Genomic DNA, 26,542 nt, shown 5'->3' with positions numbered 1-26,542 from the left:
GTCTCGCGTTCCGCCCTGGCGCTCGGCCAACCGGTGAAGGCTTGTCAGCATTTCTTCGCTGATTTCGGTGTCGAAGCGAACCGTCTTGCCCATGTAGCACTTCCGCCTTCGATCTTACAGTTTCACACTGTACGCCGCCAACCGGCAGACTACCCCACCCCCATTCCCACTGGCGACAGCCCGCCCCCGCCTTGCTACAGTCCCTGTTCCTCGGACCTGTCCCGAACGGCTTGATCCGCAAGACAGACACAGACCAGAGACAAGGCACATGGACAAAGGCACGCCGAAGGCCATCCGGCTTCAGGACTATCGCCCGCCGGCGCATCTGATCGACACGGTCGACCTGTTCGTCGACCTGGGCGAGGATGTCACCACCGTCCGCGCGGTGCTCGCGATCCGCCGCAACCCCGACCGGCCGGAGGCGGCGACGGAGCCGCTGTCGCTCGACGGGCAGAGGCTGGATCTGGTGTCGGTGGCGCTGGACGGCCGCATTCTGGGGCCGGACGACTACACCGTCACCCCCGATCACCTGATCGTGCCTGAGGTGCCGGCCAGCTATAAACTGGAGACCGTCGTCCGCATCAAGCCGCAGGAGAACACCGCGCTGGAAGGGCTCTACAAGTCCTCCGGCAACTTCTGCACCCAGTGCGAGGCGGAAGGCTTCCGCAAGATCACCTATTTCGCCGACCGGCCGGACGTGATGGCGCGCTACAGCACCACCATCACCGCCGACAAGGCGCGCTATCCGGTGCTGCTGTCCAACGGCAACCTCGCCGAATCCGGCGATCTGGAGGGCGGGCGCCACTGGGCGCGCTGGGAGGATCCCTTCCCCAAGCCCTGCTACCTGTTCGCGCTGGTCGCCGGCAGCCTCGTCCATGGCGAGGACCATTTCCGCACCGCGTCGGGCCGCGATGTGACGCTGCGCATCTATGTCGAGCCGGGGAACGAGGACAAGATCGACCACGCCATGCGCTCGCTGGTCAAGTCGATGCGTTGGGATGAGGAGGTCTATGGGCTGGAATACGACCTCGACATCTTCAACATCGTCGCGGTCGGCGACTTCAACATGGGGGCGATGGAAAACAAGTCGCTCAACGTCTTCAACACCAAATACATCCTGGCCAAGCCGGAAACCGCGACCGACACCGATTTCCTCAACATCGAGGCGGTGGTCGCGCACGAGTATTTCCACAACTGGACCGGCAACCGCGTCACCTGCCGCGACTGGTTCCAGCTGTCGCTGAAGGAAGGGCTGACCGTCTTCCGCGATCAGGAATTCTCGTCCGACATGCATTCCCGCGCGGTGAAGCGCATCGCCGATGTCCAGGGGCTGCGCACCGTGCAGTTCCAGGAGGATGCCGGCGCCATGGCCCATCCGGTGCGCCCGGACAGCTATGTCGAGATCAACAATTTCTACACCCCCACCGTCTACAACAAGGGTGCGGAAGTCATCCGCATGATCCACACCCTGCTGGGGCCGGAGAAGTACCGCAAGGGCACCGATCTCTACTTCCAGCGCCATGACGGGCAGGCGGTCACCTGCGACGATTTCGTCGCCGCCATGGCCGATGCCAGCGGCGTCGACCTGACCCAGTTCCAGCTGTGGTACCGCCAGTCCGGCACGCCCGAACTCGACATCGCCGGCAGCCATGATCCGGCGGCGAAGACCTTCACCCTGACGGTGAAACAGACGGTGCCGCCGACGCCGGGCCAGCCGACCAAGCAGCCGATGCACATCCCGCTGGTCGTCGGCCTGCTCGGGCCCGATGGCCAGGACCTGCCGCTGCGCCTGGACGGCGAGGAGGCCGCCGCCGGCACCAGCCGCATCCTGCATGTGACGGCGGAAAGCCAGAGCTTCACCTTCCGCGACATCGCGGCCCGGCCGGTGCCGTCGCTGCTGCGCGGCTTCTCCGCCCCGGTGAAGCTGAAGACCGACCTGACCGACGCCGACCTCACCTTCCTGATGGCGCACGACAGCGACGCCTTCAACCGGTGGGAAGCCGGGCAGATTCTCGGCACCCGCATCCTGCTCGGCCTCGTCGCCGACCAGCAGGCCGGACGCGCGCTGGTGTTGCCGGAGGGCTATGCCGACGCCTTCGCCAAGATTCTGGACGATGCCGAGCGCGATCCCGCCTTCGCCGCCCAGGCGCTGGTGCTGCCGACCGAGGCCTATCTCGGCACCCAGATGCCGGTGGTCGATCCCGACGCCATCCATGCGGTGCGGGAGTTCGCACGCAAAACGATGGCCGGCCGCCTGCGGGCACGCTTCCTCGACCTCTACCGCCGCAACAGCAGCCAGGAGCCCTTCTCCGTCGATGCCGACGCCATCGGCAAGCGGGCGCTGAAGAACCTCTGCCTCGCCTATCTGATGGCGCTGGAGGATGACGAGGCGCTCGACCTGTGCCTGACGCAGTACCGCAGCGCCCAGGGCATGACCGACGAGATCGCCGCCCTGCAGTTCCTGTCCAACGCCGCCTCGCCGGAGGGGGAGACGGCGCTGGCCGACTTCTACGCCCGCTGGAAGGGCGAGGCGCTGGTGGTCGACAAGTGGTTCGGCGTGCAGGCGATGTCCAACCGCGCCGACACGCTGGCCCGCGTCACCGCCCTGCTCGGCCATCCGGCCTTCGAGATCCGGAACCCGAACAAGGTCTATGCGCTGATCGGCGGCTTCGCCAACGGCAACCCGGTCCGCTTCCATGACGCGAGCGGTGCCGGCTACCGCTTCCTCGCCGATCAGGTGCTGCGCCTGGATCCGATGAACCCGCAGGTTGCGGCCCGTCTGATGGGTCCCTTCTCCCGTCTGCGGCGCTATGACGCGGCCCGCCAGGGGCTGATGAAGGCCGAATTGCAGCGGATCGTCGCAACCTCGGGCCTGTCGCCGGACGTTTACGAGGTTGCGAGCAAGAGCCTGGCCGCCGCCGGCTGAGACTCGGAACCAAAGGACTATTCCCAAACGCAGGGGCGCTAAAGCAAAGGGCCGGTGGCAATGCCACCGGCCCTTTCGCCGTCAGGACCGTTCCCCGGCCGCCGGACCGGGGACCAGCCGTCTGGGGACAGCGGTCTTACTTCTGCTCGGACAGGAAGGCGATCAGGTCGGCGCGCTTGGCGTCGTCCTTCAGGCCGGCGAAGGCCATCGTGCCGCCCGGGACGATTTCCTTCGGCGCCTTGATGTAGGCGTCGAGGTTCTCCGCAGTCCAGACCAGACCGCCGGCGCCCTTTTCCTTCATCGGGGCGGAATACTTGAAGCCCTCGATCGAGGCGGCCGGACGACCGACGACGCCGAACAGCGACGGGCCGACCTTGTTCTTACCCTGCTCGGCGGTGTGGCAGGCCATGCAGACCTTGAAGACATCCTTGCCGGCGGCGGCATCGGCCGCCTGGGCGGCACCGGCACCCATCACGACCGCGGCGATGGCGGCAACGCCCATCAACAGCTTCTTCATTCTTCGGCTTCCCTTCCGATGGATCCACCGGCCGACGGCGCCGACCGGAATCGCGCGGCAGCATACACATTCCGAAAGGGTGTCAAACCCCTTTGATGCAGCCGTACGACCAATGAACAATCTGCCACGTCAACTCATCCAGGCAAGCGATGCGAGCAGAACCACAACCACAAGAAGTGCAGCCCACGGCACGTAGAAATTGCCGCCGCCGACACCCATCCCACGCCCGACCGGCAGCGGCAGCGGGATTTCCGGCGGCACCTCCGCCATGCGGGCGGCGGGCTTCGGCGTGGCGGAGGCCAGTGCGGGATCGGAATAGACCGCCGGACGGACAGCCGGCTGGGGCGCCGCTTCTGTCGGAGCCGTTTCGGCGGGGACAGCCTCGGCCGGGGCGGGGCCGACGATCTGGGTAAAGCGGGCGAAGAACTCCTCCGCCATCTTGCGGGCGGTGGCGTCGACCAGCCGGGAGCCGATCTGCGCCAGCTTGCCGCCGACCTGGGCCTTGGCGGTGTAGCTGAGCAGCGTGGCGCCGTCCTCCTCGGCCAGCGTCACCGTGGCGCCGCCCTTGCCGAAGCCGGCGGCACCGCCGGACCCTTCGCCGGTGATGGTGTAGCCGTTGGGCGGGTCGAGGTCCGACAGGGTGACCTTGCCGGCGAATTTGGCGCTGACCGGGCCGACCTTGGCGACGACCTTGGCCGTCATCTCGGTGTCGGACTGCCGGACCACCTCCTCGCAGCCGGGAATGCACTGGCGCAGGATGTCCGGATCGTTCAGCGCCGCCCACACCGCGTCGCGGCTGGCCTCGATCCGGTGGCTTCCGCTCATGTCCATGGTTCGTGGTTCCTCCAACCCTGTTGGCAACCCTGATGCGGCCTTTTGCGGCCGTCTGTTCCCCGGCTTGCGGCCGGGGTTACGGTCGAGGATATGGCATAACCGGGCACCGCGACAGCCCCGGCCGCCTCATCTCAAAGTCTTACTTGCCGGCATCCTCAGCCGCGCGGCGCCATGCAGTTGCTGACGATTGGCGTGCAGGACGACAGCGAGGCGCCGGCCGGGTAGCTGACCTGCTCCACCGTGCCGCGCGGGCCGATGACCATCGTCGCCTCGCATCCCGGAGCGGTGCCGCCGCCGACCGGCACCCCGAAGCCGAGGCCGAGCCCGACGCCGCCGCTGCCGCCGAAGCTGCCGGCTCCGATGCCGATGCTGCTGCCGGGGCTGTAGGCCACCGCCGGATGGGCGACATAGGTGTAGTATTCGCGCCCCGACGCCGTCGCCTGCCGGTCCGGCACGCCGGCGCAGGCCAGCAGGTCGGCCTTCGGCATGCCGACCATGGCGGTCTGGGCGCGGCGCGCGATCTCCGGGTCGGGGCCGGTGGCGCAGCCGGCAAGGAGGACGGCGGTGCCGCCGAGAAGGATCATCGCAGCGCCAACCGTCCTTGCCATACCCCTGTCTCGGCCCATCTCTCGTCCTCCGCCAGAATATCGTGTCATCGCCGGGTTCTTCTCAACCGGTTGATACAGTGCTGAAACCCCGCCGCTGCCCGTCCGTTCCCGGACGGCGCCGGTCGATGCGGACTTGCGGGCCGGAAGTGACGGGCGGGTCCGGATTTGCTAGGAGTTCCGTCCCCAGCCCATACCAGCATATCGGGACCGCCGACGCCATGGCCGAGCTTACGCCCCCCTCCCCGCCCTCATCGACCTCCGCCGCGACGGTGTATCTGGCACTCGGCGGCAACATGGGCGACCGCGCCGCCAACCTCGCCGAGGCGATCCGGCGGCTGGGCGAAGCGGTGCGGATCGATGCGCAGTCCGCCCTCTACGAGACGGCGCCGATGTATGTGACCGACCAGCCGGCCTTCCTGAACATGGCGGTGCGCGGCACCACCAGCCTGGAGCCGGCGGCCCTGCTGCGCTTCCTGAAGGAGATCGAGGCGTCGCTGGGCCGCGACCTGGGCGGCCTGCGCTTCGGCCCGCGGCCCATCGACGTCGACATCCTGCTCTATGCCGACCGGGTGGTGGCGGAGCCGGAACTGGAGATCCCCCATCCCCGCATGGCGGAGCGCGCCTTCGTTCTCTGCCCGCTGGCCGACATCGCCGCCGGCATCGTCCACCCGCTGCTGAACCGGCGGATCGGCGACCTCTGCGACGAGGTGCCCGGCCGTGAAACCGTCGTCCGCATCGCCGAAGCGCTGTGACCGGGCTCGCCATGGCAAGCGGCGGCCGCACCGCCTATAGTGCCGGCCGGACTGCAATGCCGGCGTCCGCTCGCCGGCCGGGAGAGTGTGTTGTCGGACGATAGCGTGAAACGGACCATGCTGGTCCAGCCGGGCGGTGCGCCGCTCACCTACACCATCCTGGTGCGCGGCTTCGCCGCCGTGGTGGCGCTCGCCGGCCGCACCGACCGGCCGGAGGCCAGTTTCGACCTGACGTTGACCGTCACCCATCCCGGCCCCGGCTTTCCCGACGACATCGCCGCGGTGATGTCTTACGAGGATATTGTCGAAGACTTGCGTCGTCTTTGCGGCGAATCCGATGTACCCGGTGCCGATTATTTGGCGGACCGCGCCGCGGATTTGTGCCTGTCCCATGCCAAGGTGCGGCGGGTGCAGGTCGATGTCGCCATTCCTGCGGCCGACTCGGGCGGCCCGACCGCCGGCGCCAGCCTGACACGGGCAAGGCCTGGACAGGGCTGAGCGGCCGACCCCCCTGCCGCGGGCCCTAATACTGGAATACACAAAGATATAGCGGCCGTTGACAAAAGGACGGGTGACAATACCACTCCGTCTGAGTTATGGTCGCCATATTGTATTTCAGACCCACAATCCGGACCGAAGGGGGTATATCCCCAGAGGCAATCCGGACACCGAAAGCCGAGACGAGCGCGCAGCAGGGATTAGGCCAATCGCCATTGCCGGCTTCGTCCGTCCGCCGATCCCCCTTCAGGGACGGCTACGGCACCCGGAGGCCGGACACAAAGGGAGGGACGCATGGACCGCAACACGACGCCGACCCTTTCCGAACTGCTCGAAGATCCGATCGTGATCGCCGTCATGGTGCGCGATGGGATCAGCCCCGACAGTGTCCAGCAGCTTTTCGAGCGCCTCCGCCGGAGCCGTCGAGTACAGGAAGAACGGTTAGCCGCCTGACTTGCGGGAATCCTGACCCGGGCGTCATAGACGCCCAGACATAGGCGCCGGATAAGGCCCGGTCAGGCAAATCGGCTGGAACCCCCGACAGCGAAGCGCCGCCCTCCTCCCCGGAGAGCGGCGCTTCGCATTTCGCGGGACAGGCACATCATCCCTCCAGAACCGCGCGCACGACATCCATCACCTCGGTCGGGGTGAAAGGCTTGCGCAGGGTGCGGTGCGCGCCCAGCGCCTCCGCCACCGGCAGCACGTCCAGCGACGCGCGGGCGCCGCCGCCGGAAATCGCGATGATCTTCAGCGACGGCGCCCCGCGCCGCAGTTCCATGATCGTCGCCAGACCTTCCTGGTTCGGCATGAAGATGTCGGTGATGACGAGGTCGAGCGGGCTGTCGGCCGGACGGCCGCGAAACCGCTCCATCCCCTCCAGCCCGTCGCTGGCACCGACAGCCTCATGGCCGGCCATCGTCAGCGTGCGCAGCAGAACCGCACGCGCAACGTCGTCGTCATCGATGATCAGAACATTCGCCACCACGCCGCTCCCTGTCACTCGGCCGGATGGGGCGTGCCGTGCCCGCCGCCCTGCCCGCCACCATGTCCCCCGCCAAACCCATTGCCCGCCTGCTCCGCCCCGGCAGCGTCATCCTGCATCGGCGTCTTGCGGGCAAGATAGCTGTAAACGGTCGGCACGACGAACAGGGTCAGCAGCGTGCCGAGAGTCATGCCGCCGACGATGACGGCGCCGATGGCCTGCCGGCTTTCGGCACCGGCCCCCTTGGCATAGGCCAGCGGCACCGCCCCCAGCACCATGGCGCCGGTGGTCATCAGGATCGGGCGCAGGCGCAGCACGGCCGCCTCCTCCACCGCCTTGCGGATGTCGGTCCCGGCGCGTTGGAGCTGGTTGGCAAACTCGACGATCAGGATGCCGTGCTTGGTGATCAGCCCGACCAGGGTGACGAGGCCGATCTGGCTGTAGACGTTCATCGTCCCGCCGCTCATCTGCAAGGCCGCCAGCGCGCCGGTCATCGACAGCGGCACGGTCAGCATGATGACGAAGGGATCGACGAAGCTCTCGAACTGCGCCGCCAGCACCAGATAGATGAAGGCCAGCGCCAGGATGAAGACGAAGTAGAGCCCGGTCGCCGATTCGCGGAACTCGCGGCTCTGCCCGGCATAGTCGGTCTGCGCGGTTGCGGGCAGCACCTTGTTCGCCGCCGCCTGCATCACCGCCAGCGCCTCGCCCAGCGAGGTTCCCGGTGCCAGCGTCGCGGTGATGGTGGCGGAGCGCAACTTGTTGAAGTGGTTCAGCTCCTTCGGCGCCACCCGCTCCTCGACCTTCACCAGATTGGCGAGCGAGATCATCTGACCCGCTCCCCCGGTTACACTGGTGCCGCCGCGCACATAGATGCCGGCGATGTCGTCCGGGTTGCGGCGGTCGACATTCGCAACCTGCACAATCACGTCATACTGCTTGCCGTCCTTCTTGAAGCGCGTCACCTGCCGGCCGCCCAGCAAGGTTTCCAGCGTGCGGCCGACCGTGTCGACATCCACCCCCAGGTCGGCTGCCTTGTCGCGGTCCAGCGACACCCGCAGCTCCGGCTTGTTCAGCTTTAAATCGGTGTCGAGGTTGGTCAGGCCGGGGAAGTTGCGCGCCTCCGCCATCATGGCGTTGACCATCGCCTGCAACTCCTCGAAGGGCAGCGAGGTCTGGATGACGAAGTTGACCGGCTTGTCGATCGGGCTCTGGCCCAGCGACGGCGGGTTGGTGACGAATCCGAGGATTCCGGGGATGCCGAACATCTTGGGGAACAGCTGGGCGGTGATCGCCTGCTGCTTCACCTCGCGCTCGTCCCAGTCGATCAGGCGGACGAAGGCGATGCCCTGGTTCACCACCGGGAAACCGACGACGACGAAGAACTTCTCCAGCACCGGGATCTGGCGGAACAGCGCCTCCATCCGCTGGGCATAGCCCATGGTGTAGTCCAGCGTGGAGCCTTCCGGCGCGATGGCGATGCCGACGATGGTGCCGCGGTCCTCGACCGGCGACAGCTCGGACTTCAGGCCGGTGAACAGAAAATAGCTGGCGGCGGCGACGCCCAACCCGATCAGCAGCACCAGCGGCCGCGCCCGCAGCGACAGGCGCAGCAGCCGGCGGTAGCCGTTGGTCATCCCCTCCAGGAAGCGTTCGATGGCGCGGTAGAGCAGCCCGTGCCTGGTCTCGTGCTTCAACAGCTTGGAGCACATCATCGGCGACAGGGTCAGCGCCACGAAGCCCGACACGATCACCGCCCCGGCCAGCGTCAGGGCGAATTCGGTGAACAGTCGGCCGGTGCGCCCGGTCATGAAGCCGATGGGGGCATACACCGCCGCCAGCGTGATGGTCATGGCGATGACGGCGAAGCCGATCTCGCGCGACCCTTTCAACGCCGCCTGGAAGGGGTTCATCCCCTCCTCCACGTAGCGGAAGATGTTCTCCAGCATGACGATGGCGTCATCGACGACGAGGCCGATGGCCAGCACCATCGACAGCAGGGTCAGCGTGTTGATGGAGAAGCCCAGCGCGTACATCAGGGCGAAGCCGCCGATCAGCGACACCGGGATGGTCACCAGCGGCACCAGCGTTGCCCGCAGCGAACGCAGGAAGAAGAAGATGACCAGAACGACCAGGATGATCGCTTCGAAGATGGTGTGGAACACCGCGTCGATCGACTTGGCGATGAAGACGGAGCTGTCATACCCGACATCCACCCCCATGCCGTCCGGCACCGCCGCGCGGATCTTGGGCAGCGCGTCGTTGACCGCCTTCGACACGTCCAGCGGGTTGGCGGTGGACTGCTTCACCACGCCGATGGCGACGGCGCCGCGGCCGTTGAAACGGGCACTGACCCGCTCGTCGAGCGCCCCCAGCTCCGCCCGGCCGACGTCTCGCAGACGGACCAGATATCCCGAATCGTCGCGCAGGATGATGGCCTCGAACTCGGCCGGGCTGCGCAGGTCGGTCTCCGAGACCACGGTGAACTCGCGCGCCACGCTTTCGACGCGGCCGGCCGGGATCTCGACATTCTGCCGGCGCAGCGCGGTCTCGACATCCTGCGGCGTCACCCGGTAGGCGGCCATCCGCTGCGGGTCGAGCCACAGCCGCATGGCGAAGCGGCGTTCGCCGAAGATGCGCACCTGCGCCACGCCGGGCAGGTTCTGCAGCCGGTCCTTGACGTAGCGGTCGGCGAAATCGGTCACCTCCAGCGGCGAATGCCGGTCGGAGGAGAAGGCGAGATAGATGATCGGCTGGGCGTCGGCCTCGACCTTGGCGATCACCGGTTCGTCGATCTCCGACGGCAGCGCGGCGCGGACGCGGCCCACCCGGTCGCGCACGTCGCTGGCGGCGACATCGACGTTGCGGTCCAGCCGGAAGCGCAGGGTGATCTGCGACTTCTCCGCCCGGCTGATCGAGGACATCACGTCGATGCCCTCGATGCCGGCGAGGCTGTCCTCCAGCGTCTGGGTGACCTGGCTTTCGATGATCTGGGCCGAGGCGCCCTTGTAGGTCGTCTCCACCGTGACGACCGGCTCGTCGATCTTGGGATATTCGCGCACCGACAGGCGCTGGTACGACACGATGCCGATCAGCATCAAAGCGAGGCTCATCACCGTCGCCAGGACGGGACGGCGGATCGAAATGTCGGAGAGAACCATGGCGTGTCAGCTCCCGGCTTTGGCCGGCAGCACCGTCACCGGCACGCCGTCGCGGATCTTCAGCTGGCCGGCGGTGACCACCATGTCGCCGGGGGCGAGGCCCTTGGCGATCTCCACCTCCGCGTTGCGGCGTTCGCCCAGCACGACGCGGGTCTGGACCACCTTGCCGTCCACCAGCTTGAAGACGAACTGGTCCTTGCCGAAGGCGACGATGGCCTGCTCGGGGATCAGCACCGCGTCCGGCACCGTGGTCAGCGTCAGCGACACGCGGGCGAAAAGGCCGGGGCGCAGCGAGCCGTCGGGATTCGGCACGCGGGCGCGGATCGCCAGAGCGCGGCCGTTCACATCGACCAGCGGATCGATGGCATAGACGGTTCCGTCGAAGCTGCGCCCGCCGAAGGCATCCACCGCCACCTTCACCGTCTGGCCGACCTTCACCGCCGGCAGGAACATCTCCGGCACGCGGAAATCGAGCTTGAGGGTGTCGATGTCCTCTAGATTGACAATGTCCTTGCCGGCCTGGACGAAGTCGCCGACCGACGCCTTGCGCAGGCCGAGAACCCCGTCGAAGGGGGCGGCGATCACCTGCTTGTCGAGCTGCGCCTTGGCAAGCTGCACCGCCGCCTCGTCGGCCAGCAGCTTGGCCGAGGCCTGCTCCCGGTTGCGCAGCGGGCCGGTGTTCTGGCGCACCAGCTGGTCGGCACGCGACAGCTCGGCACGGGAGAAGGCGATGCTCGCCTGCGCCTGGGCCAGGGTGGCGCGGGCGATGGCGTCGTCCAGCCGGACCAGCACCGTGCCCTTGGCGACGCGCTGGCCTTCCTTGAAGGCGATCTCGCTGATGCGGCCGGCGATCTCGGGCCGGACCACCACCGATTCGTTGGACAGCAGCGAGCCGACGGCGGTCACCGTCCGCTCGACCGTGCCGACACGGACCTGGGCGGCCTCCACCGGCATCGGCGGGGCGCCGCCCGGCGGCTTGGCGGCCCCGGCGGCCCCACCGGAGGCGCCGCCCGGGGCCGGCGCGCCGCCGGACAGGACGCCGTTCACCATCGCGGTCAGACCGGCAACGGTCCCGCCCTGCTTCACGAAATACCAGTAAGCCCCGCCGGCGAGCGCCGCCAGGACGAGGAGTGCAGCAATGCGAAGCGTGTGGCGCATGGGGCCGGGATCCGGGCGGGTTTCGCTTTGCCGCAGTGCAACCGACGGAGGCACCGGGCAAACTGAACTATATCGTTCAGTTCACATCCGGAGTCGAGAAGGTTCAGCGATCCGAACCGTCCCTATGCACCGCATCTCTATGACCGCCTGCATCCCAATGCCCGCCAGCTTCTTCGGGCTTTGCGGTTTCAAGCTTTCCCGCCCGCATCGGCACCGTCCGGCCGCCGCACAGCGTCACCCACAGATCGGCCGGGTCGCCCGCCATGACGGGAGAATCTGCGTCCATCCGCCGCACCTCACCGCCATCGAGATCGAGTCCCGGCGCACAGCAGGGCGACTCGCCCGCCGGCACCAGGGCGCGGACCCGGCCATGCTCGATCCGGATATCGCGCAAACCGTCGTGAACGCGCGCGTTCTTCAGCCAGAATTTTCCATTGGCGGGGATGCGGGCGAGGCAGCAGGTCGGGGCATTCATGGGGCTTTACCCGTGTCCGGTCCGGCGATGTGCGACGCAACAAAGCTGACACAGAATGGTAAAGCAAAACCAGCGGGAGCTTGGCCGCCCAGGTTTTTACCCCCACTCCAGCACCAGGAATTCCTGGAAATTGGCGCAGCGGCCGGCCTTGAAGGCAGCCTCATAGGCGGCGTTGCGGGCGCGCTTGGCGGCGATGGCCTGGGTGAAGCGCCGGCGAAGCCCGTCGTCCCGGATGCCCAGCCCGTCGCCGTCCAGCCGGTCCAGCACATGGCGGTAGCAGCGCTCCGCCCGCTCGCCGCTGTCGGCGGAGAAGGTGATGGAGCCGGCGCGCTGCCGGTATTCATAGAAGGGCGTCGCCACCAGCGGCACCGCGCCGGTGGCGTCGAGAACCCGGACGTTGAAGACCACGTCGTCGCAGAAATTCACATCGTCGTCCCAGCCCGGCACCAGATCGCGCCGCACCAGCGGGAACATCGGCACCGAGGTCGCCAGGAAGCCGGCGCCATCCAGCCGGGCCGGCGCCTGCCCATCCTCATAGAGGTGCTGCAACGGCGAGTCGTCCTCGTCGCGGACCACGGCGACATTGTCGAAGGCGGCGCCGTTGCCGAGCGCCGGCGGCACCAGGGCGGACAGCCGGCCGGGGCGGAAGCGGTCGTCGGCATCAAGCGGCGCCACCAGTTCCAGCCGCGCCGCCGCCAGCCCGGCATTGCGCGCCGCGGGCGCCCCGGCGCCCACCCGGCCGGTCCCGGTGAAGACCAGCCGCGGATCGTCGATCCCGGCGGCCCGCAGGGTCGGACGGTAATCGGTGCCGTCGTCGCTGACGATCACCGCCTCCCATGCCGTCCAGTCCTGCTCCAGCAGGCTCCGCACCGCGCGGGCGATGGTGTCGTGGGCGCGGTGGGCCGCGATGATGACGGAAACGCCGAAGGAGGGGTCCTGCCCTGTTCCAGTCCCGTCCATAGCACTGCACTCCAGGCCCGTTCTCGGCAGAATCTGGCGTTGCTAATCAAAGGTCGTCAATGGCCTGAACCGGATTTTGACCCTCCCCTTACCCGTGCCGCCGCCGCATGGTAGAAAGGACCGTCGTGCCTGCGATGTCGGAGGACAGCCTCGTGTTCGAGGGGTGGAACGGTGGAACATCGCCAGAAAACTGTTGCACCGCGTTGCAAACGTGCCATCCGGCCGCGGCCCGACCCATCGATTTTGACCCGCCGGACGTTGAACATGAAGCCCGGACGGGCTATGTGGTGAAGCAGGCAAGGCGCATGCGGCAGCGGGACAGCGGTCGGGGCATTCCTCCGGCGGCGAATCCCGGTCCCGATACCCCGCTTCCGATACCAGGGAGAAGAACATCAATGGCGCAGGTCGGATACACCCGGTTCGACGATGAACCCGAAAAGGAACCGGACGAGAAGTCGAAGGAAAGCGCCCAGCCGCAGTTCGCCGCCGTGCAGCAGAGCCTGTTCAAGGCGCGCACGGTCCTGATCTTCGGTCAGATCGACATGAAGCTGGCGCAGGTCGTGTCGGCCCAGCTGCTGGCGCTCGCGCATGAGAGCGACGACGACATCACCGTCGTGGTCAACTCGCCGGGCGGCCATGTCGAGGCGGGCGACACCATCCACGACATGATCCGCTTCATCAAGCCGCGGGTGAAGATGCTGGGCACGGGCTGGGTCGCCAGCGCCGGCTGCCACATCTATCTGGCGGCGAAGAAGGAAGACCGCTTCTGCCTGCCGAACACCCGCTTCCTGATCCACCAGCCGCTGGGCGGAACGGGCGGCCGGGCGACGGACATCGCCATCGAGGCGAAGGAAATCATCCGCATGCGCGAGCGTCTGAACAAGATCATCGCGCGTGAGACCGGGCAGACATTCGAGAAGGTCGCCAAGGATACGGACCGCAACTATTGGATGATGGCCGACGAGGCCAAGGAATACGGCATCGTCAGCCATGTCATCGACACGATGGACGAGCTGAAGTAAAAGTTCCGCTTTCTCCGGAAGAAACGGGGCCTTTCTCCAAATGGGAGGAAGGCCCTTTTTCTTTTGGAAAATGGGAAACCTATCGGTCGGCAAGGGTGTTGATCCGCCACAACATCCACGAAAGATGGAGCCAACCGATGAAACGCTATCTCGTTCTGGGCTGCACCGCCGCGCTGCTCGCCGCCACGCCCGCGCTGGCCGCCTCGGACCACAGCGTGACCAAGTCGAACAACCCGTCGGTTGCGGCAATCGACGACAGCGTCGACCCGGCTCTGATGAAGCTGCATGTCGACCAGTTGAAGGGCAAGGACATCTACGGCGCCAAGGGCGAGAACATGGCGGAGATCGAAGACATCGTCCGCTACGACAACAAGCTCTACGCCGTGATCGACGTCGACCACACCATCGACGTCAGCGACAAGGACGTGGTCCTGCCGCTGAACAAGCTGCACATGAAGGGCGTCAAGCTCACCCTCGACATGACCGAACAGCAGCTCCAGGGCTTGGAGAAGTGGCAGAAGGGCCGTTACGAGACCGTCAAGGGCAAGGGTCCGCTGAGCGAACTGTCGCACTGAGTTTTCCAACAAGGAAAAGGCGGCGGAGGGAAAGCCCTCCGCCGCCTTTTCCTTGTTGGAGCGATCTTGGCTTAGACCGACAGGTTCAGCAGAGCCCCGCGCGGCTGGTAGCCCTGCGCATTCACCCGGGCGGCGAGCGTGCCGGCAGTGGTGTCGACCGCCTGATTGCCCTGGGTGGCGGTGCGGGCGTCGCGGGTCTGGTCGGACTTGCCGGCCGCCTGGGGAGCCGAGACGGTCTGCGTCCGCACCGCGGGGGCGATCTGCTGCGCCGCCTGGACCGCCGGAGACATGGCGACCTGCGCCGCGGGCGTCAGCTGCGGGGTTGGCTTCAGCGTCTGGTAGGACGGTATGGCCGGGTTGACTTGCATGGTCGAATTATGCGCTCAGCGGGCGCAGGATTCAAGACGCCCGGCCGTAGCTGGCTCCCGCGGACTCTAAGGCGTTTCGGGCACCGCGGACGGCACCGCCGGCTTCGACGGCTGATGGCGGGTCCGCCGCCGCTCCAGCACCAGCGCCAGCGCCAGCAGCGCGGCGACCCCGACCAGATTGACCGCCAGCACCATCAGGGCACCATCCTCCGCCACCAGCAGGGCGGAGCCGGCGATAGACAGCACCACGCCGACGCAGAAGACCGGCAGCGAATGCCGGCCGCAGGCGACCAGCAGGCGGGCGGGGGCGGAGCGCAGCCATCCCGCATCCCGCGGCACCAGCAGGGCCGCCGCACAGGCAAGCGCCAGGAAATGCAGCAGCCGCATCGGCCCCAGCGTGTCCTTGTCGGCCCAGGGGATCGACTCCTCCGGCAGCCAGCCCCGGAACGCCGCCGGCGTCACGGCATGGCCGATGTCGGAGGCGGCGAACTTCCACACCGCCATGCCGCCGAGCAACGCCAGCACGGCCGTCAGCAGCCAGCGCGACTGCGGCAGCCGGACCCGCCCGCTGCGCACCACCAGCGCCAGGGCGGTGCCGAGGAAGAACACGCATTGCCAGGCCAGCGGGCTGAAGTTCCAGTCCTCGTCCCACAGGTTGGGCGGCACCAGCCCGGGGGCCGCCTGCGCCACCAGATAGAGGAGGACCGACAGCGCGACCGCCGCATAGCCGAAGCGGGCATAGCTCCACAGGAACAGCGGCGCCACCGCCACCAGCAGGATGTAGAGCGCCAGGATGTCGAAGGCGAAGGGCAGATACATCAGCACCAGGGTCCACGCCATCGCCGTGACGGGGGTGTCGAACAGCGGTGCGAAGCTTTCCAGCCGATTGGACGCCTCCATCGGCAGATCGCCGATATATACGGCGAAGGCCACCACCAGCGCGCTGACCAGCATGGTCAGGATGTTGGCGACCCAAAGCTGACGGCAACGGTCGAGGGCCTTGCGCTGGCAGGCCGCGAACCCGCGCTCCGCCAGCACCGGGCCATAGGCGAGCGCGATGGCATAGCCGGAGATGAAGACGAAGATCTCGGCCGAATCCGACGGTCCGAAACGGGCGGGCATCAGCTTCGCCAGCGGATTCCCGCCGACATGGTTGATGAAGATGATCAGAAGGGCCACGCCCTTGAAAAGATCGAGCCGGGCGTCGCGTGTCTGACGTTGCTGCATGCAGCCCTCGCCTCTCCTGCTGTCGCGGGCTCCAGCGCCCGTGTGGAAGCGGCCCCGGTGGGGGTCAGCAGACGAATCGCTACGGTGCCTGACTACCTTGGGTCCGGCACCGCCACGACGGATGTAGCCCAACCATGGTCAATTTCGCCGGCCGGGTGTCCAACGCGATGGGGGAATGCTTCCAACGCGGCGTCGGAGGGGAAAAGCGTTAAACCCTTCTCGGGAGGGGTGTGGAAACCAACCCGTTATCGGGGAGGCCGAATTGCGGGCGGATGAAGAGGACGACACACCTCGCCGCACCTCTTTCATCGTCATCGCGCCGGAAAGCCTGTCGCTGCAACGTCCAGAGCGATTCCCCGGCGCATGTCGGGCGAGCGGCCCCAGGCAGTGGCGGAGTATTACTCCGGCCGAGCCTCCGTTTGCGCCATGGTAAACGGCGTATGCGGAAAATCGTGACGCGACATCAGGGAACAAGAAGGCCCGCTGTTGATTGTTCTTCACATGACCCAGCTGTCGCTTGCCGTGCGGCAGGACAGTACAGGCCGCACCGGGCGGCGGGTCGCCAACATCGAATCGTAATCGAGAAGGATGGCAACCATGCGTGGGATTTCGAAGATCGTCATGACCGCCACTGCGGCCGGCGCCCTGTTCGCGCTCAGCGCCTGCGGCAGCACCGAAACCTCGCGGACGGCCACCGGCGCCGGCACGGGTGCCGTGGCCGGTGCCGTCGTCGGCGGTCCGGTCGGTGCGGTGGTCGGCGGCGTCGGCGGCGCGGTGGCCGGCAACACCATGGACGAGAGCCTGAGCAAGAAGACCGACCGCGTGACCGACCGCGCCACGGCCGAAGTGAAGGACGAGACCTCGGGCAGCTCCACGCGCCGGTCGTCGGCCCACCATTCCGGCAGCATGGCCTCCAGCACCCGGCTGAGCCACGATCAGGTCCGTGAACTCCAGCAGGCGCTGAACGACCGCAACGACGGCCGCGACATCGCCGTCGACGGAGTCTGGGGCGCCGGCACCCGCAGCGCCCTGATGAAGTTCCAGCGTGACAACGGCCTGCGCGTCACCGGCCGTGCCGACCAGCAGACGATGTCCGCCCTGAACATGGGCAGCACCGGTCAGGCCACCTCGGGCAGCACGACCGGCACCACCACTGGCAACACCACGGGGACGACCGGCACGACGAACAACACGATGCCGGGTGCCACCACCACGCCGGGCGCCACCGGCACGACCGGCACCCAGCAGTAACCTCGTCTCCAGTACGGTACCCGCATCGCCGGTTCCGGGGCATCGCGACGGCAGGCAGCCGCCGCGGCGTCACAGGGCCGGCGATGTCGTTTTAGCGTTGCTGTCTTTTTCCGGTCAGTCCCGGCCCCAGAGCCCCCGCTCGCCCAGATCCTCGCCGCGCTGGCGTTCCAGCGCCTGGGAATAGCGGCGCAGCGCGAAGGACTCCGTCACATAGCCGATGATCCGCCGGTCGGTGGGGGAGGACAGCACCGGAAGGGCCTCCACCTCCTCGCTGCCGAAGCGGTTCAGCACGGTGCGGGCGTCATCGCCGGGCATCAGGACGGCGTCGGCCTTGTTGGCGAGCGACTCGACCCGGGTTTCGGTGGCGGCGGTGTCCTGTTCCGGATCGTGGACGACCGACATGTCGACCATCCCGGCATAGCGGCCCATCTCGTCCACGGCGAAGACCGCCTTGGTCGAGCCCAGCGGATAAAGGCGGCGCAGCGCCTCCACCGTCAGGGTGGCCGGCACCGTCTTGGCGTCCCGCCGCATCAGCCGGAAGGCCGTCAGCTCCGACAGCCAGCCGACATCATAAGCCCCGCGGATCGGCACGCCGCGCAGGTGGAAACGCCAGGTGGCGAAGGAGTAGCCGAAGGCCTGCCGCACCACGGTGGTCGACAGCACGACCCCGATCAGCACGCCCGACGCCGCCCACAGATCCTGGGTCGTCTCCAGCACCAGCAGCACCATGGTGACCGGCGCGCCGACGACGCCGGCGGCGACCGACCCCATGCCGACCAGCAGCAGCAGGCCGCCGTCGATCCCCAGCCCCGGCAGAAAAGTTTCGATGGCCTGACCCAGCAGGCCGCCGAACAAACCGCCGATGAACAGCGAGGCGCTGAACAAGCCGCCGCGGAAGCCCGAGCCCAGCGACACCGCCGATGCCAGGATCTTCGCCGCGAGCGTCAGGGCCAGCGCCAGCGCGCCGCCCGCCAGTTCCGGCGGGACGGCACCGGGGCCGCTTCCCATCACCGCCGGAACCGCCAGCGCCAGCGCGCCCACCATCAGTCCGCCGATGGCCGGGCGCATCCAGCGCGGGACCGGCAGGCGGTTGAAGCCGCGTTCGGCCACCGTCACCGCCTGCATGGCGAGGATGCTGAGCCAGCCGGCCAGGAAGCCGACGACACCGCAGGCGGCGTAATCCCAGCCGGCGATCACCACCGGCCGGCCGAGCGCCAGCGGCACCTCGCCGCCGGTCAGCAGGGCCGACGCCGCCACCCCCAGCGCCGCCGCCGCTCCGACCGGGGCCAGCACGGCCAGGGTGTAGCCGCCCAACACCAGTTCAAAAGCGTAGAAGGCCCCAGCCAGCGGCGCATGGTAGGCCGCGGCGATGGCCGCCGCCGCCCCGCAGCCGACCATGGTGCGCAGATCGGCCCGGCGCAGCCGCAACCGCTGGCCCAGCGATGAGGCCAGCCCGGCGCCGGCCTGGGTATAGGCCGCCTCCATGCCGACCGATGCGCCCGACGCGTTGGACAGGGCGGTGGTCACCGTCAGGCGCAGGCTGTCGATCAGGGACATCTTGCCGCCGTAGAGCGCGTTCGCCTCCACCGCGTCGACGATGGCGTTGGGGCGCCAGCGCCGCACCAGCAGTGACAGGATGCCCAGCAGCAAACCGCCCACCACCGGCACGCCGAGTGTGCGCAGCAGGTCCGGCGCGCCCTGCCCCAGCCGCTCGCCATCGGGCAGGTCGAAGGCCAGTGTCTGCATCAACAGCACCGCTTCATGCAGCAGGCCGACCGCCAGCCCGACTACGCCGCCGACCAGTGCGGCCAGCACGACCACGGCGAGCGCGCTGTTGCGCACGCTCCAGCGCTCGGACACGGTGGTGGCGGCTGAGGCATCGAGCGCCGCATAGGGATCGCTTCCGGCGCGGGCGTTGTCGCCCACGCCGTCGATGGACGCGGAGTTGTCAGGCATGGTCACGCTGATCGATGGCCCTTCCGTATAGGGTCAATGGGCCGGAAGGGCGTGAGTTCCGTCAGGGCTTCGACGGTTGCGGTTTCGATTGCGGCTTCACCGTCGGCGGAACGGGGGCCGCAGGGGTGGCCGCAGGGGCAGCGGGAGCCGGTGCGGGAGCTTGCACCGCCGGTGCCGGCGCAGTCTGGGCCGGTGCGGGTTGGGCCGGTCCACCCTGAGTGGGCGCAGGTTGGGCAGGCGTCGCGTCGGTGACGGCGGGAGCCGGGGCGAGGCCGGCACGGCGCAGCACCTGGGCGAGGTTGTCGCGCACCTTGTCGGCCAGTTGCACGTCGGGCTCGCTGGCCTCGTGGAAGATGACGGTGAACAGGCGGCGCTGCGACAGCAGGAAGTTCAACGTGACGTGCAGCTTGCCCTGCGGCATCGCGCAGTCGACCGATCCGGTGCGCAGCCAGACGGCCCCCGCCTGCTCGGACTGGTTCAGGACGACGGTCGGCGTGCCCTCGCAACGCTGCTTCATAGCCTCGGCGAAGCTGTCGGACAGCTCGTCGATCCTGGCGCCTTCGCCCACCGCGCGTTCGCGGATGCCGCCAACGATGGGGCCGAAGCGCCAGGCGACGTCGGCCGGGCGGCGGTCCTGCGGGACCTTGTCCATCGGCACCAGCTCGGCGTCATGGACGCCGGCGGCGGTCAGCAGGCTGTCCAGCCCTTCCGGCAGGCGGTTCTTGCGGTCCTTGTCCGCCGGGCGGCCGGCGGCGACCTTGATCGGCGGAACGTTGCCGCCCTTGTCGACGCAGGTCTTCAGGTCGCCCAGCACCTTCTTGGTGCCGGCCAGCTTGAAGACGATGCGGTCGCTGGCCGACGACACCACCAGCTCGTTGCCGCCCATCAGGGCGTTGATCAGCTCTTCGTCCTTGCCGTTGGAGACCACCAGCATGTCCGGCTGGGACGCGACGGCGGTCCGCTCCCGCTTCAGCTTCTTGTCGACCTCGATGGTCACCGGCCACTCGCCGCCCTTGGGCAGGTCGGCGCCGGGGATGCCGATGCCGATGTTGGTCTCGCCCTTCGGGCTGCGCGCGAACATCAGCACATGGCCGGTGGTGAATTCCCCCTCCGCCACGCAATAGGCGAAGCTGCCGTCCTTCTTCTTGGCGGCCCCGCCGTCCCAGCTCTCGATCAGCTCGCCCGGCCCGTCGGGCTTGGCCGGGGCCGGAGCGGACGGGTTGGCGGCCGGCTTGCCCGCTGCAGTGTTCGGGGCAGAGTTCGGCGCGCTGCCCGGCTTGGCGTCCTGCACCGGGCCGCTGGGAACGACGATCTCGGCCTCCGGCTCGGGCAGTCCGTAATAGGCGGCGGGAGGAATCGTCGGCTGCACCGGCACCAGTTCGGCCATCGCCGGAGCCGACGCCACCCCCAGCAGGAGAAGCGCGGACAGCGATGCGGCGAAGCGGGCGGTCATGACGAGGTAATCCATAGATGGTTGTGGCGGCGAAGCTATCCGCGCCTGCCCCCGTCCGCAAGTCCAACCGCCCGTCCTGTGGCACGAAACAGACACCTGTTGCACAGGACACGCATAGGCAGGCGCCTAGCCGCCGAAGAAGGTCTCGCGCAGCCTCTCGTCCGACAGCGCCGCCACCGGCCCGTCGCCGACGACGCGCCCCAGCCGCAGCAGCACGGCGCGCGGTGCGACCGCCAGAGCGCGGGCAGCACTCTGCTCGGCCAGCAGCACGGCCGTGCCGGTGTCGGCGATGCGGCGGACGGCGGCAAACAGCTCGTCGGCCAGCTTGGGCGACAGGCCGAGCGACGGCTCGTCCAGCAGAAGCAGGCGCGGCCGGCCCATCAGCGCGCGCCCCAGGCTCAGCATCTGCTGCTGGCCGCCGGACAGGCGCCAGGCGCTCTCACGGCTCTTCAGGGCAAGGTCGGGGAACAGGGCGAAGACGCGCTCGACATCCCGTGCGCGGTCGCGTCCGGCGGGCAGGCCGGCGACCTCCAGATTGTCGCGCACGCTCATTCCCGCAAAGACCCGCCGCCCTTCCGGCACATAGCCGATGCCGCGCCGGACCCGCGCCTCGGTGGCGAGGCCGCCGATGTCCGCCCCATCGAAGCGAAGCTCCCCCCGCGCCGGCACAAGGCCGAGCAGGGCCTTCAGCAGGGTCGACTTGCCCGCCCCGTTGGCGCCGAGTAGCGCCACCGTCTCCCCCGCCGCAAGGCTCAGCGACACCTCGTCGAGCGCGCTTGCCCCGCCATAGCCGGCGCTCAGGCCGCGGATGGACAGCAGCGCGCTCATGCCGGTACCGCCCGGCCGAGATAGGCAGCGGCCACCGCCGGATCCCGGCGTACGCCGCCGGCCGGCCCGTCATAGATGACCCGGCCGCGGTCGAGGCACAGCACCCGGCCGGCAAGCGGCAACAGGAAGCCCATGTCATGCTCCACCAGCAGGATCGCCACGCCCTCCTGCGCCAGTTCGCGCAGCAGGGCCGCCAGTTCCGCCTTCTCGCCGTCGGTCAGGCCGGCGGCGGGTTCGTCCAGCAGCAGCACCGCCGGCCGGCGGACCAGCGACCGGGCCAGTTCCACCCGCCGCCGCAGCGCCGCCGGCAGCCCATCGCAGCCCTTGCCGGCCAAGTCGCCGGCGCCCAGCCGGTCGAGCGCCCAGCGGGCGTGCGCCTCCGCCGTCCGGGCATCGGGATCGACGGCAAGCCGCGCGGCGGCGACCGCCTCCAGCACGCCGGCCCCATTCGGCAAGACCGCCGCCTGGAAGCTGCGGGCCAGTCCGGCGCGGGCCAGCCGGTCGGCGCGGGTGCCGGTGACGTCGCGCCCGCCGAGCCGCACCCGCCCGGCATCCGGCCGTTCCAGCCCCGACAGCAGGTTGATCACCGTGGATTTCCCGGAGCCGTTCGGCCCGATCAGCCCGGTGATGCTGCCCGGCCGCAGTTCCAGCGACACGCCGTCCACCGCCCGCACACCGCCGAAGGACTTGCGCAGATCGTCGACTGCCAGCCCGTCCGGCGAGTTTTGCGGACGCGGCGGCTCCTTCGCCTCGACCGAAGCCCGCGGCCGGCGGCTGAACAGGCGGGCCGCGATGCGGTCGAGCAGGCCGGTCAACCCGTCCGGGGCCAGCACCACGGTCGCCAGCAGCGCCACGCCGTAGACGACCAGATAGCCGCGCTCCAGGAAGCGGAACCATTCCGGCAGATGCAGCAACAGCACGGCGCCCAGCACCGCCCCGGCCATCTGCCCCCGCCCGCCGACTATGGCGATGGTGAGGATGGAGACCATGACCGGAAACTCCAGCACCTCCGGAGAGACGACGCGCTGGGTGTGGACGGCCAGCGCCCCGGCGGCCCCGGCGAAGAGGGCGCTGATGCCGAAGGCGATCAGCCGCAGCCGCCCGACATCGAGCCCCAGCGTTGCCGCCGCCAGCGGGTCGTCGCGCAGCATCGTCAACGACCGGCCGAGCCGACCCCCCGCCAGCCGCCAGCCGATCAGCCCGCCGAGAGCGACCAGCCCCCACACAAGCCCGGCCATCGGCAGCCCGCGCGGCACCGCCCAGCCGAACAGCACCGCCGCCGGCACCCCGGCCAGCCCGTTGGAGCCGCCGGTCAGCTCCGGCAGGTTGACCGCCAGCAGATGAAGGACCTGCGCGATGCCGAGCGTCGCCAGGGCGAAGTAATGCGATTCCAGCCGCAGCACCGCCAGACCGACCGGCAGGGCCAGCAGCAGCGGCACCAGCATCGACAGCGGGAAGGTCACCTCGAAACCGAGCCCAAAGCGGCTGCCGAGGATACCAGTCACATAGGCGCCGACGCCGAAGAAGGCGCCCTGCGCCAGCGACAGCGCCCCGCCGAGCCCGAAGACGATCTGGAATCCGAAGGTCGCCAGCGCATAGACCCCGGCGACGGTCAGGATGCGCAGGCCATAGGGGGACGCGAAGGCCAGCGCATAGACCAACAGGGCAAGCGCGCCAGCGATCAGCGCGACAGTCTCGGCCGGAGAGTGCCGTTCACCCACGGCGGCGCACCGCTTCGCCGAACAGCCCTTGCGGACGGAGCACCAGAATCGCCAGCAAGGTCAGATACAGCGCGCCCAACGCCGCCGGATATGAGAGCACCGACGATACTCCCACCTCGAACAGCGCGATCAACAGCGCCCCCACCACCGCGCCCGGCACGGAGCCCCAGCCCCCCACCGTCACCGCGATGTAGGCCTTGAGGATTAGGTCGCCGCCCGAGGTCGGCGTGACGAAATAGCGGTTGGCCAGCAGCAGCCCGGCCGCGCCGGCACAGGCCGCCCCGATGGCGAAGGTCACCAGGATCATCGCGGTGACCGGCACGCCGCAGGCGCGCGCCATCTCCGGATCCTGCGCCGTGGCGCGCAACCGGCGGCCCAACTGCGTGCGGGCAAACACCCATTGCTGCGCCCCGATCAGCAGCCCCGCCACCGCTACGATGGCAAGCGACTGCTCGGGCACCGCCAACCCGGCGATGTGCAGCGTATCGTCGCCGAACAGCGGCGGTGCGGCGCGCGGCTCCGGCCCGAACAGGATGGCGGCTCCGTTCTGCAGGATGATGCCGACCGCGATGGTGCTGATGAAGACCGAGACCGGCGGCCGGCGGCGCAGCGGCAGATAGGCCGCCAGCGCCAGCAGCAGCCCCAGCGCCGCCATCAGCACCAGAACGACCGGCAGCAGGACGATGCCCGGCAGCGGGATCAGCGGCGCCGCCGCCACCGCCAGCAGCCCGCCGGCCATCACCAGATCGCCCTGGGCGAAATTCACCGCCGAGGTGGCGTTCAGCACCAGAACGAAGCCCAGCGCCACCAGGGCGTAGGCCGCCCCCAGCGCCACACCGTTGACCAGCAGTTGAAGCGCCGCCATCCGTTCACTTCGCCGCAAGCGTCGGGTCGTCGTACCGCTTCGCCAGCACCGGCACCCGGCTGGCCCCGTCATAGCAGACGATGACGGCGGAATGGGCCATGTTGCCCTTGCCGTCGGACTTGTAGGTCATGGCGAGGCCCTGGAACGTCTCGGCGGACAGCGCCTTGCGGATGGCGTCCGGCGATCGGGCGCCGGCCTTCACCGCCTCCAGCACCATGGTCATGCCGTCATACTGGCCGAGCGCGAAAGCGTCCGGCTCCTTGCCGAAGGCGGCACGGTAGGCGTCGGTGAAGGCCTTGACCTCCGGCGTGCCGCCGGAAATCGGCGAGGCCGCGGTCTCTGCACAGACGCCCTTGAGTTCCGCCGGTTCCAGCAGGGCCGCGGTGCTCGGCTGGTGCATGGCGGAGCCGGCGACGATGGGCAGGGTCACGCCGCTGGACGCCGCTTGGCGCAGCAGCAGCGCGGTTGGGGCGGAATGCAGGTGCAGGACCAGCACGTCCGGCTTGGCGGCGAGCGCCTTGGTCAGCACCGGCAGCAAATCCTTGGCCGCCGGGTCCACCCCCTCCTCGAAGACGGGCGTGACGCCCAGCGCCTTGAAGGCGGCGTCGAGATGGGCCTTGCCGCTCTGGCCGTAGGCGGTGGTCTGGTAGATGACGGCCGGCTGCCGTTTGCCCAGCTCCTCCACCACATAGCGGGCGTGGGCGGCCTTGGTCACCGCGTCACCGGGGAAGAAGCGGAAGACCCAGGGATTGCCCTGCTCGGTGATCGAGGCGGTGCCCGACACGGTGACCAGAGGCAGCTTCAGCTCGCCCGCCAGCGGCAGCATCGCCAGCATCTGGGTGCCGAGCATGCTGGCGGCGACCGCCCCGACCGTGCCGCGGCCGGCCGCGCGTTCCAGCGCCGTCACCGCCGCCTCGGGCGAGGTGCCGGTATCGACGACCTCCGAGGCGATGGCGATTCCGGCCGGCGTCTGCTTCAGCGCCAGGACGGCGCCATTGCGCTGGCTGGTGCCCTCCAGCGACAGGAAGCCGGTCAGCGGCACCAGCACCGGGAAGGACAGCGTGTCGTCGGCACGGGCAGCGGACGACAGGCAGGAGGATGCGGCCAGCAGGCCGATCAGAAGGGAAAGCGTGCGCCGCATGACCGAAAACTCCTCGACACGCGCCGGCGGTTGGGGCGACGCGGAGGGGACGGGGCGCTTTGCAGCAGCTTTCAGCGGGTCCGTCGGGTTCCGGTCGGCTCCCTTCGCCGGCATGACCCGGATCAGGTTCGATGGGTGTTGTCTCAGCCCCTGCGATTGCCGAACCGGCAACCGCACGGGCACCCCAGCCGTGAACAGGCGGCGAGAGTGTCGCCGCCGGCCCCGTCCTGTCAAGAACCCAACCGGCGGCGCGCCACCATGGTTTCACGATGCAGGATGTATAGCCCGCTGCCGATGATGACCATGGCGCCGGCCAGGACCGGCACGGTCGGCAGGTCGCCGAACACCAGCCAGCCGAACAGGCTGGCCCAGACCATGCCGGTATATTCAAAAGGCGCCACCACCGCCGGCGGCGCGCGGCGGAAGGCCTGGGTCAGCAGCACCTGCGCCCCGGCGCCGATGGCCCCGACCAGCGCCATCATCCCCAGCGCGAAGTTGGTCGGCGCCGTCCAGACCGGCACGGCCAGAGCCCCACTGACCACTGTCGTCGTCAGCAGCAGGTAGAGCACGATGGAGGCACTGGTTTCCGTCCGCGACAGGCCGCGCACGGCGAGCGCGGCCAGCGCATAGAACAGGGCGGCGCACAGCCCCACCAGCACCGGCACCAGCGGCGCTCCGGCCGACGGCTGCGCCATCACCACCACGCCGCCGAACCCGACCACCACCGCGGCCCAGCGGCGCCAGCCCACCGGCTCGCCCAGCAAAGGCGCCGACAGCGCGGTGATGAACAGCGGACCGGCGAAGCTCAGCACATAGACGTCGGCCAGCGGCAATTCGCGGAAGGCATAGAAGAAGCATCCCATGGAGATCAGCCCGGCGAAGGCGCGCCAGACATGCCCCAGGGGCCGCCGCGTCCGCATCGCCGCGATCCCGCCGCCGCACGCCAGGGTGTAGCCGCCCACCAGCAGGAATGCGACCAGCGAGCGCACGAACATCAACTGCGGCACCGGGTAATCGGCGGTCAGGAACTTGATCAGCGTGTCCATCGCCGCGAACAGCAGGATCGCGCCCAGGAAGCAGCCGACGGCATAGGGAACCGAATCGACCTCGGCAGGCAGCAGGTCGGCGGTTTCGGCGTCGGTCATGAAATCGGTTCGGAACGGCAATGGCGGGAGGTGCCCACATTATGGGCAAATGCGCCTGTGTCCCAATGCCGCAACCGCAGGTCTGGTAGGCGCCGGCACTTTCAGGGAGTGGCGTGAAG

At 68.8% G+C, this 26,542-nt stretch carries 24 protein-coding genes and 1 riboswitch; of the genes, 7 read left to right on the top strand and 17 right to left on the bottom strand.

The window, feature by feature from the left end:
• Positions 1-268: 268 nt before the first annotated feature.
• Entirely contained in the window at positions 269-2,926 is a 2,658-nt protein-coding gene (gene pepN, locus TSH64_RS27090) for an aminopeptidase N (protein ID WP_109449832.1), read from the top strand.
• 136 nt (positions 2,927-3,062) lie between these two features.
• Here the strand turns inward: pepN and TSH64_RS27085 are convergent, their stop codons facing one another.
• The 3 genes from TSH64_RS27085 to TSH64_RS27075 all read right to left on the bottom strand — a co-directional run bounded on the left by TSH64_RS27085 (position 3,063) and on the right by TSH64_RS27075 (position 4,861).
• The gene (locus TSH64_RS27085) at positions 3,063-3,443 is read right to left on the bottom strand and encodes a cytochrome c family protein (RefSeq protein ID WP_109048171.1); all 381 of its coding nucleotides are present in this window, start codon (positions 3,441-3,443) and stop codon (positions 3,063-3,065) included.
• Between the two features lie 129 nt (positions 3,444-3,572).
• Entirely contained in the window at positions 3,573-4,274 is a 702-nt protein-coding gene (locus TSH64_RS27080) for a carbon monoxide dehydrogenase subunit G (RefSeq protein ID WP_109449830.1), read from the bottom strand.
• A 158-nt stretch (positions 4,275-4,432) separates the two neighbouring features.
• The gene (locus TSH64_RS27075) at positions 4,433-4,861 is read right to left on the bottom strand and encodes a hypothetical protein (RefSeq protein ID WP_247873174.1); all 429 of its coding nucleotides are present in this window, start codon (positions 4,859-4,861) and stop codon (positions 4,433-4,435) included.
• 242 nt (positions 4,862-5,103) lie between these two features.
• Between TSH64_RS27075 and folK the strand changes: the two genes are divergently transcribed.
• The 3 genes from folK to TSH64_RS36015 all read left to right on the top strand — a co-directional run bounded on the left by folK (position 5,104) and on the right by TSH64_RS36015 (position 6,588).
• On the top strand, positions 5,104-5,637 hold the full coding sequence (gene folK / locus TSH64_RS27070) for a 2-amino-4-hydroxy-6-hydroxymethyldihydropteridine diphosphokinase (protein ID WP_109449826.1): 534 nt from the start codon (positions 5,104-5,106) through the stop codon (positions 5,635-5,637).
• 90 nt (positions 5,638-5,727) lie between these two features.
• Complete coding sequence (locus TSH64_RS27065) at positions 5,728-6,135, top strand: hypothetical protein (protein WP_247873173.1); 408 nt, start codon at positions 5,728-5,730, stop codon at positions 6,133-6,135.
• Between the two features lie 294 nt (positions 6,136-6,429).
• The gene (locus TSH64_RS36015; protein WP_167421726.1) at positions 6,430-6,588 is read left to right on the top strand and encodes a hypothetical protein; all 159 of its coding nucleotides are present in this window, start codon (positions 6,430-6,432) and stop codon (positions 6,586-6,588) included.
• Between the two features lie 148 nt (positions 6,589-6,736).
• Here the strand turns inward: TSH64_RS36015 and TSH64_RS27060 are convergent, their stop codons facing one another.
• The 5 genes from TSH64_RS27060 to TSH64_RS27040 all read right to left on the bottom strand — a co-directional run bounded on the left by TSH64_RS27060 (position 6,737) and on the right by TSH64_RS27040 (position 12,871).
• Complete coding sequence (locus TSH64_RS27060) at positions 6,737-7,117, bottom strand: response regulator (protein ID WP_109449822.1); 381 nt, start codon at positions 7,115-7,117, stop codon at positions 6,737-6,739.
• Positions 7,118-7,131: 14 nt separating this feature from the next.
• Positions 7,132-10,278 carry an efflux RND transporter permease subunit gene (locus tag TSH64_RS27055; protein WP_247873172.1) on the bottom strand — a complete coding sequence of 1,049 codons (3,147 nt, stop codon included), beginning with the start codon at positions 10,276-10,278 and terminating at the stop codon, positions 7,132-7,134.
• Positions 10,279-10,284: 6 nt separating this feature from the next.
• Positions 10,285-11,436 (bottom strand): efflux RND transporter periplasmic adaptor subunit, encoded by a 1,152-nt coding sequence (locus tag TSH64_RS27050; protein ID WP_109449820.1) that lies wholly within the window; start codon positions 11,434-11,436, stop codon positions 10,285-10,287.
• 103 nt (positions 11,437-11,539) lie between these two features.
• Complete coding sequence (locus TSH64_RS27045) at positions 11,540-11,911, bottom strand: hypothetical protein (RefSeq protein ID WP_247873171.1); 372 nt, start codon at positions 11,909-11,911, stop codon at positions 11,540-11,542.
• 96 nt (positions 11,912-12,007) lie between these two features.
• Positions 12,008-12,871: a glycosyltransferase gene (locus TSH64_RS27040; protein WP_109449818.1), complete on the bottom strand. Its 864-nt coding sequence runs from the start codon at positions 12,869-12,871 to the stop codon at positions 12,008-12,010.
• Positions 12,872-13,266: 395 nt separating this feature from the next.
• On the opposite strand from TSH64_RS27040, the gene TSH64_RS27035 reads away from it, so the two are divergent.
• Positions 13,267-13,893, top strand: a complete 627-nt coding sequence (locus tag TSH64_RS27035) for an ATP-dependent Clp protease proteolytic subunit (RefSeq protein ID WP_109048162.1) — start codon at positions 13,267-13,269, stop codon at positions 13,891-13,893.
• A gap of 137 nt (positions 13,894-14,030) precedes the next feature.
• Complete coding sequence (locus TSH64_RS27030; protein ID WP_109449816.1) at positions 14,031-14,468, top strand: PRC-barrel domain-containing protein; 438 nt, start codon at positions 14,031-14,033, stop codon at positions 14,466-14,468.
• 71 nt (positions 14,469-14,539) lie between these two features.
• On the opposite strand, the gene TSH64_RS27025 is transcribed toward TSH64_RS27030, so the two are convergent.
• Together TSH64_RS27025 and opgC are read right to left on the bottom strand one after the other, a co-directional pair.
• On the bottom strand, positions 14,540-14,836 hold the full coding sequence (locus TSH64_RS27025) for a hypothetical protein (RefSeq protein WP_109449814.1): 297 nt from the start codon (positions 14,834-14,836) through the stop codon (positions 14,540-14,542).
• A gap of 66 nt (positions 14,837-14,902) precedes the next feature.
• Entirely contained in the window at positions 14,903-16,063 is a 1,161-nt protein-coding gene (gene opgC, locus TSH64_RS27020) for an OpgC domain-containing protein (RefSeq protein WP_109449812.1), read from the bottom strand.
• A 597-nt stretch (positions 16,064-16,660) separates the two neighbouring features.
• Between opgC and TSH64_RS27015 the strand changes: the two genes are divergently transcribed.
• A complete protein-coding gene (locus tag TSH64_RS27015; protein ID WP_109449810.1) occupies positions 16,661-17,314 on the top strand; it encodes a peptidoglycan-binding domain-containing protein in 654 nt (217 codons plus the stop codon).
• A gap of 114 nt (positions 17,315-17,428) precedes the next feature.
• Here TSH64_RS27015 and TSH64_RS27010 read toward each other — a convergent pair whose 3' ends face one another.
• The 7 genes from TSH64_RS27010 to TSH64_RS26980 form a co-directional block, all read right to left on the bottom strand.
• On the bottom strand, positions 17,429-19,270 hold the full coding sequence (locus TSH64_RS27010) for a chloride channel protein (RefSeq protein WP_109449808.1): 1,842 nt from the start codon (positions 19,268-19,270) through the stop codon (positions 17,429-17,431).
• Between the two features lie 61 nt (positions 19,271-19,331).
• The gene (locus tag TSH64_RS36010; RefSeq protein WP_109453071.1) at positions 19,332-20,723 is read right to left on the bottom strand and encodes a hypothetical protein; all 1,392 of its coding nucleotides are present in this window, start codon (positions 20,721-20,723) and stop codon (positions 19,332-19,334) included.
• A gap of 126 nt (positions 20,724-20,849) precedes the next feature.
• Positions 20,850-21,551, bottom strand: a complete 702-nt coding sequence (locus TSH64_RS27000; RefSeq protein ID WP_109449806.1) for an ABC transporter ATP-binding protein — start codon at positions 21,549-21,551, stop codon at positions 20,850-20,852.
• Complete coding sequence (locus TSH64_RS26995) at positions 21,548-23,272, bottom strand: branched-chain amino acid ABC transporter ATP-binding protein/permease (protein WP_109449804.1); 1,725 nt, start codon at positions 23,270-23,272, stop codon at positions 21,548-21,550. Before TSH64_RS26995 ends, TSH64_RS27000 begins: the two co-directional genes overlap by 4 nt.
• Positions 23,265-24,137, bottom strand: coding sequence for a branched-chain amino acid ABC transporter permease (locus TSH64_RS26990; RefSeq protein WP_109449802.1), 873 nt, complete (start codon positions 24,135-24,137; stop codon positions 23,265-23,267). Before TSH64_RS26990 ends, TSH64_RS26995 begins: the two co-directional genes overlap by 8 nt.
• 4 nt (positions 24,138-24,141) lie before the next feature.
• A complete protein-coding gene (locus TSH64_RS26985; RefSeq protein WP_109449800.1) occupies positions 24,142-25,278 on the bottom strand; it encodes an ABC transporter substrate-binding protein in 1,137 nt (378 codons plus the stop codon).
• Positions 25,279-25,360: 82 nt separating this feature from the next.
• Positions 25,361-25,475: riboswitch (TPP riboswitch) on the bottom strand.
• Positions 25,476-25,508: 33 nt separating this feature from the next.
• Complete coding sequence (locus TSH64_RS26980; RefSeq protein WP_109449798.1) at positions 25,509-26,423, bottom strand: DMT family transporter; 915 nt, start codon at positions 26,421-26,423, stop codon at positions 25,509-25,511.
• Positions 26,424-26,542: the final 119 nt, after the last annotated feature.

Source organism: Azospirillum sp. TSH64 (assembly GCF_003116035.1).
Taxonomy (GTDB): Bacteria; Pseudomonadota; Alphaproteobacteria; order Azospirillales; family Azospirillaceae; genus Azospirillum.
Note: the sequence above shows the minus strand (reverse complement) of the source record. Positions and strands in the feature narration are given on the sequence as shown.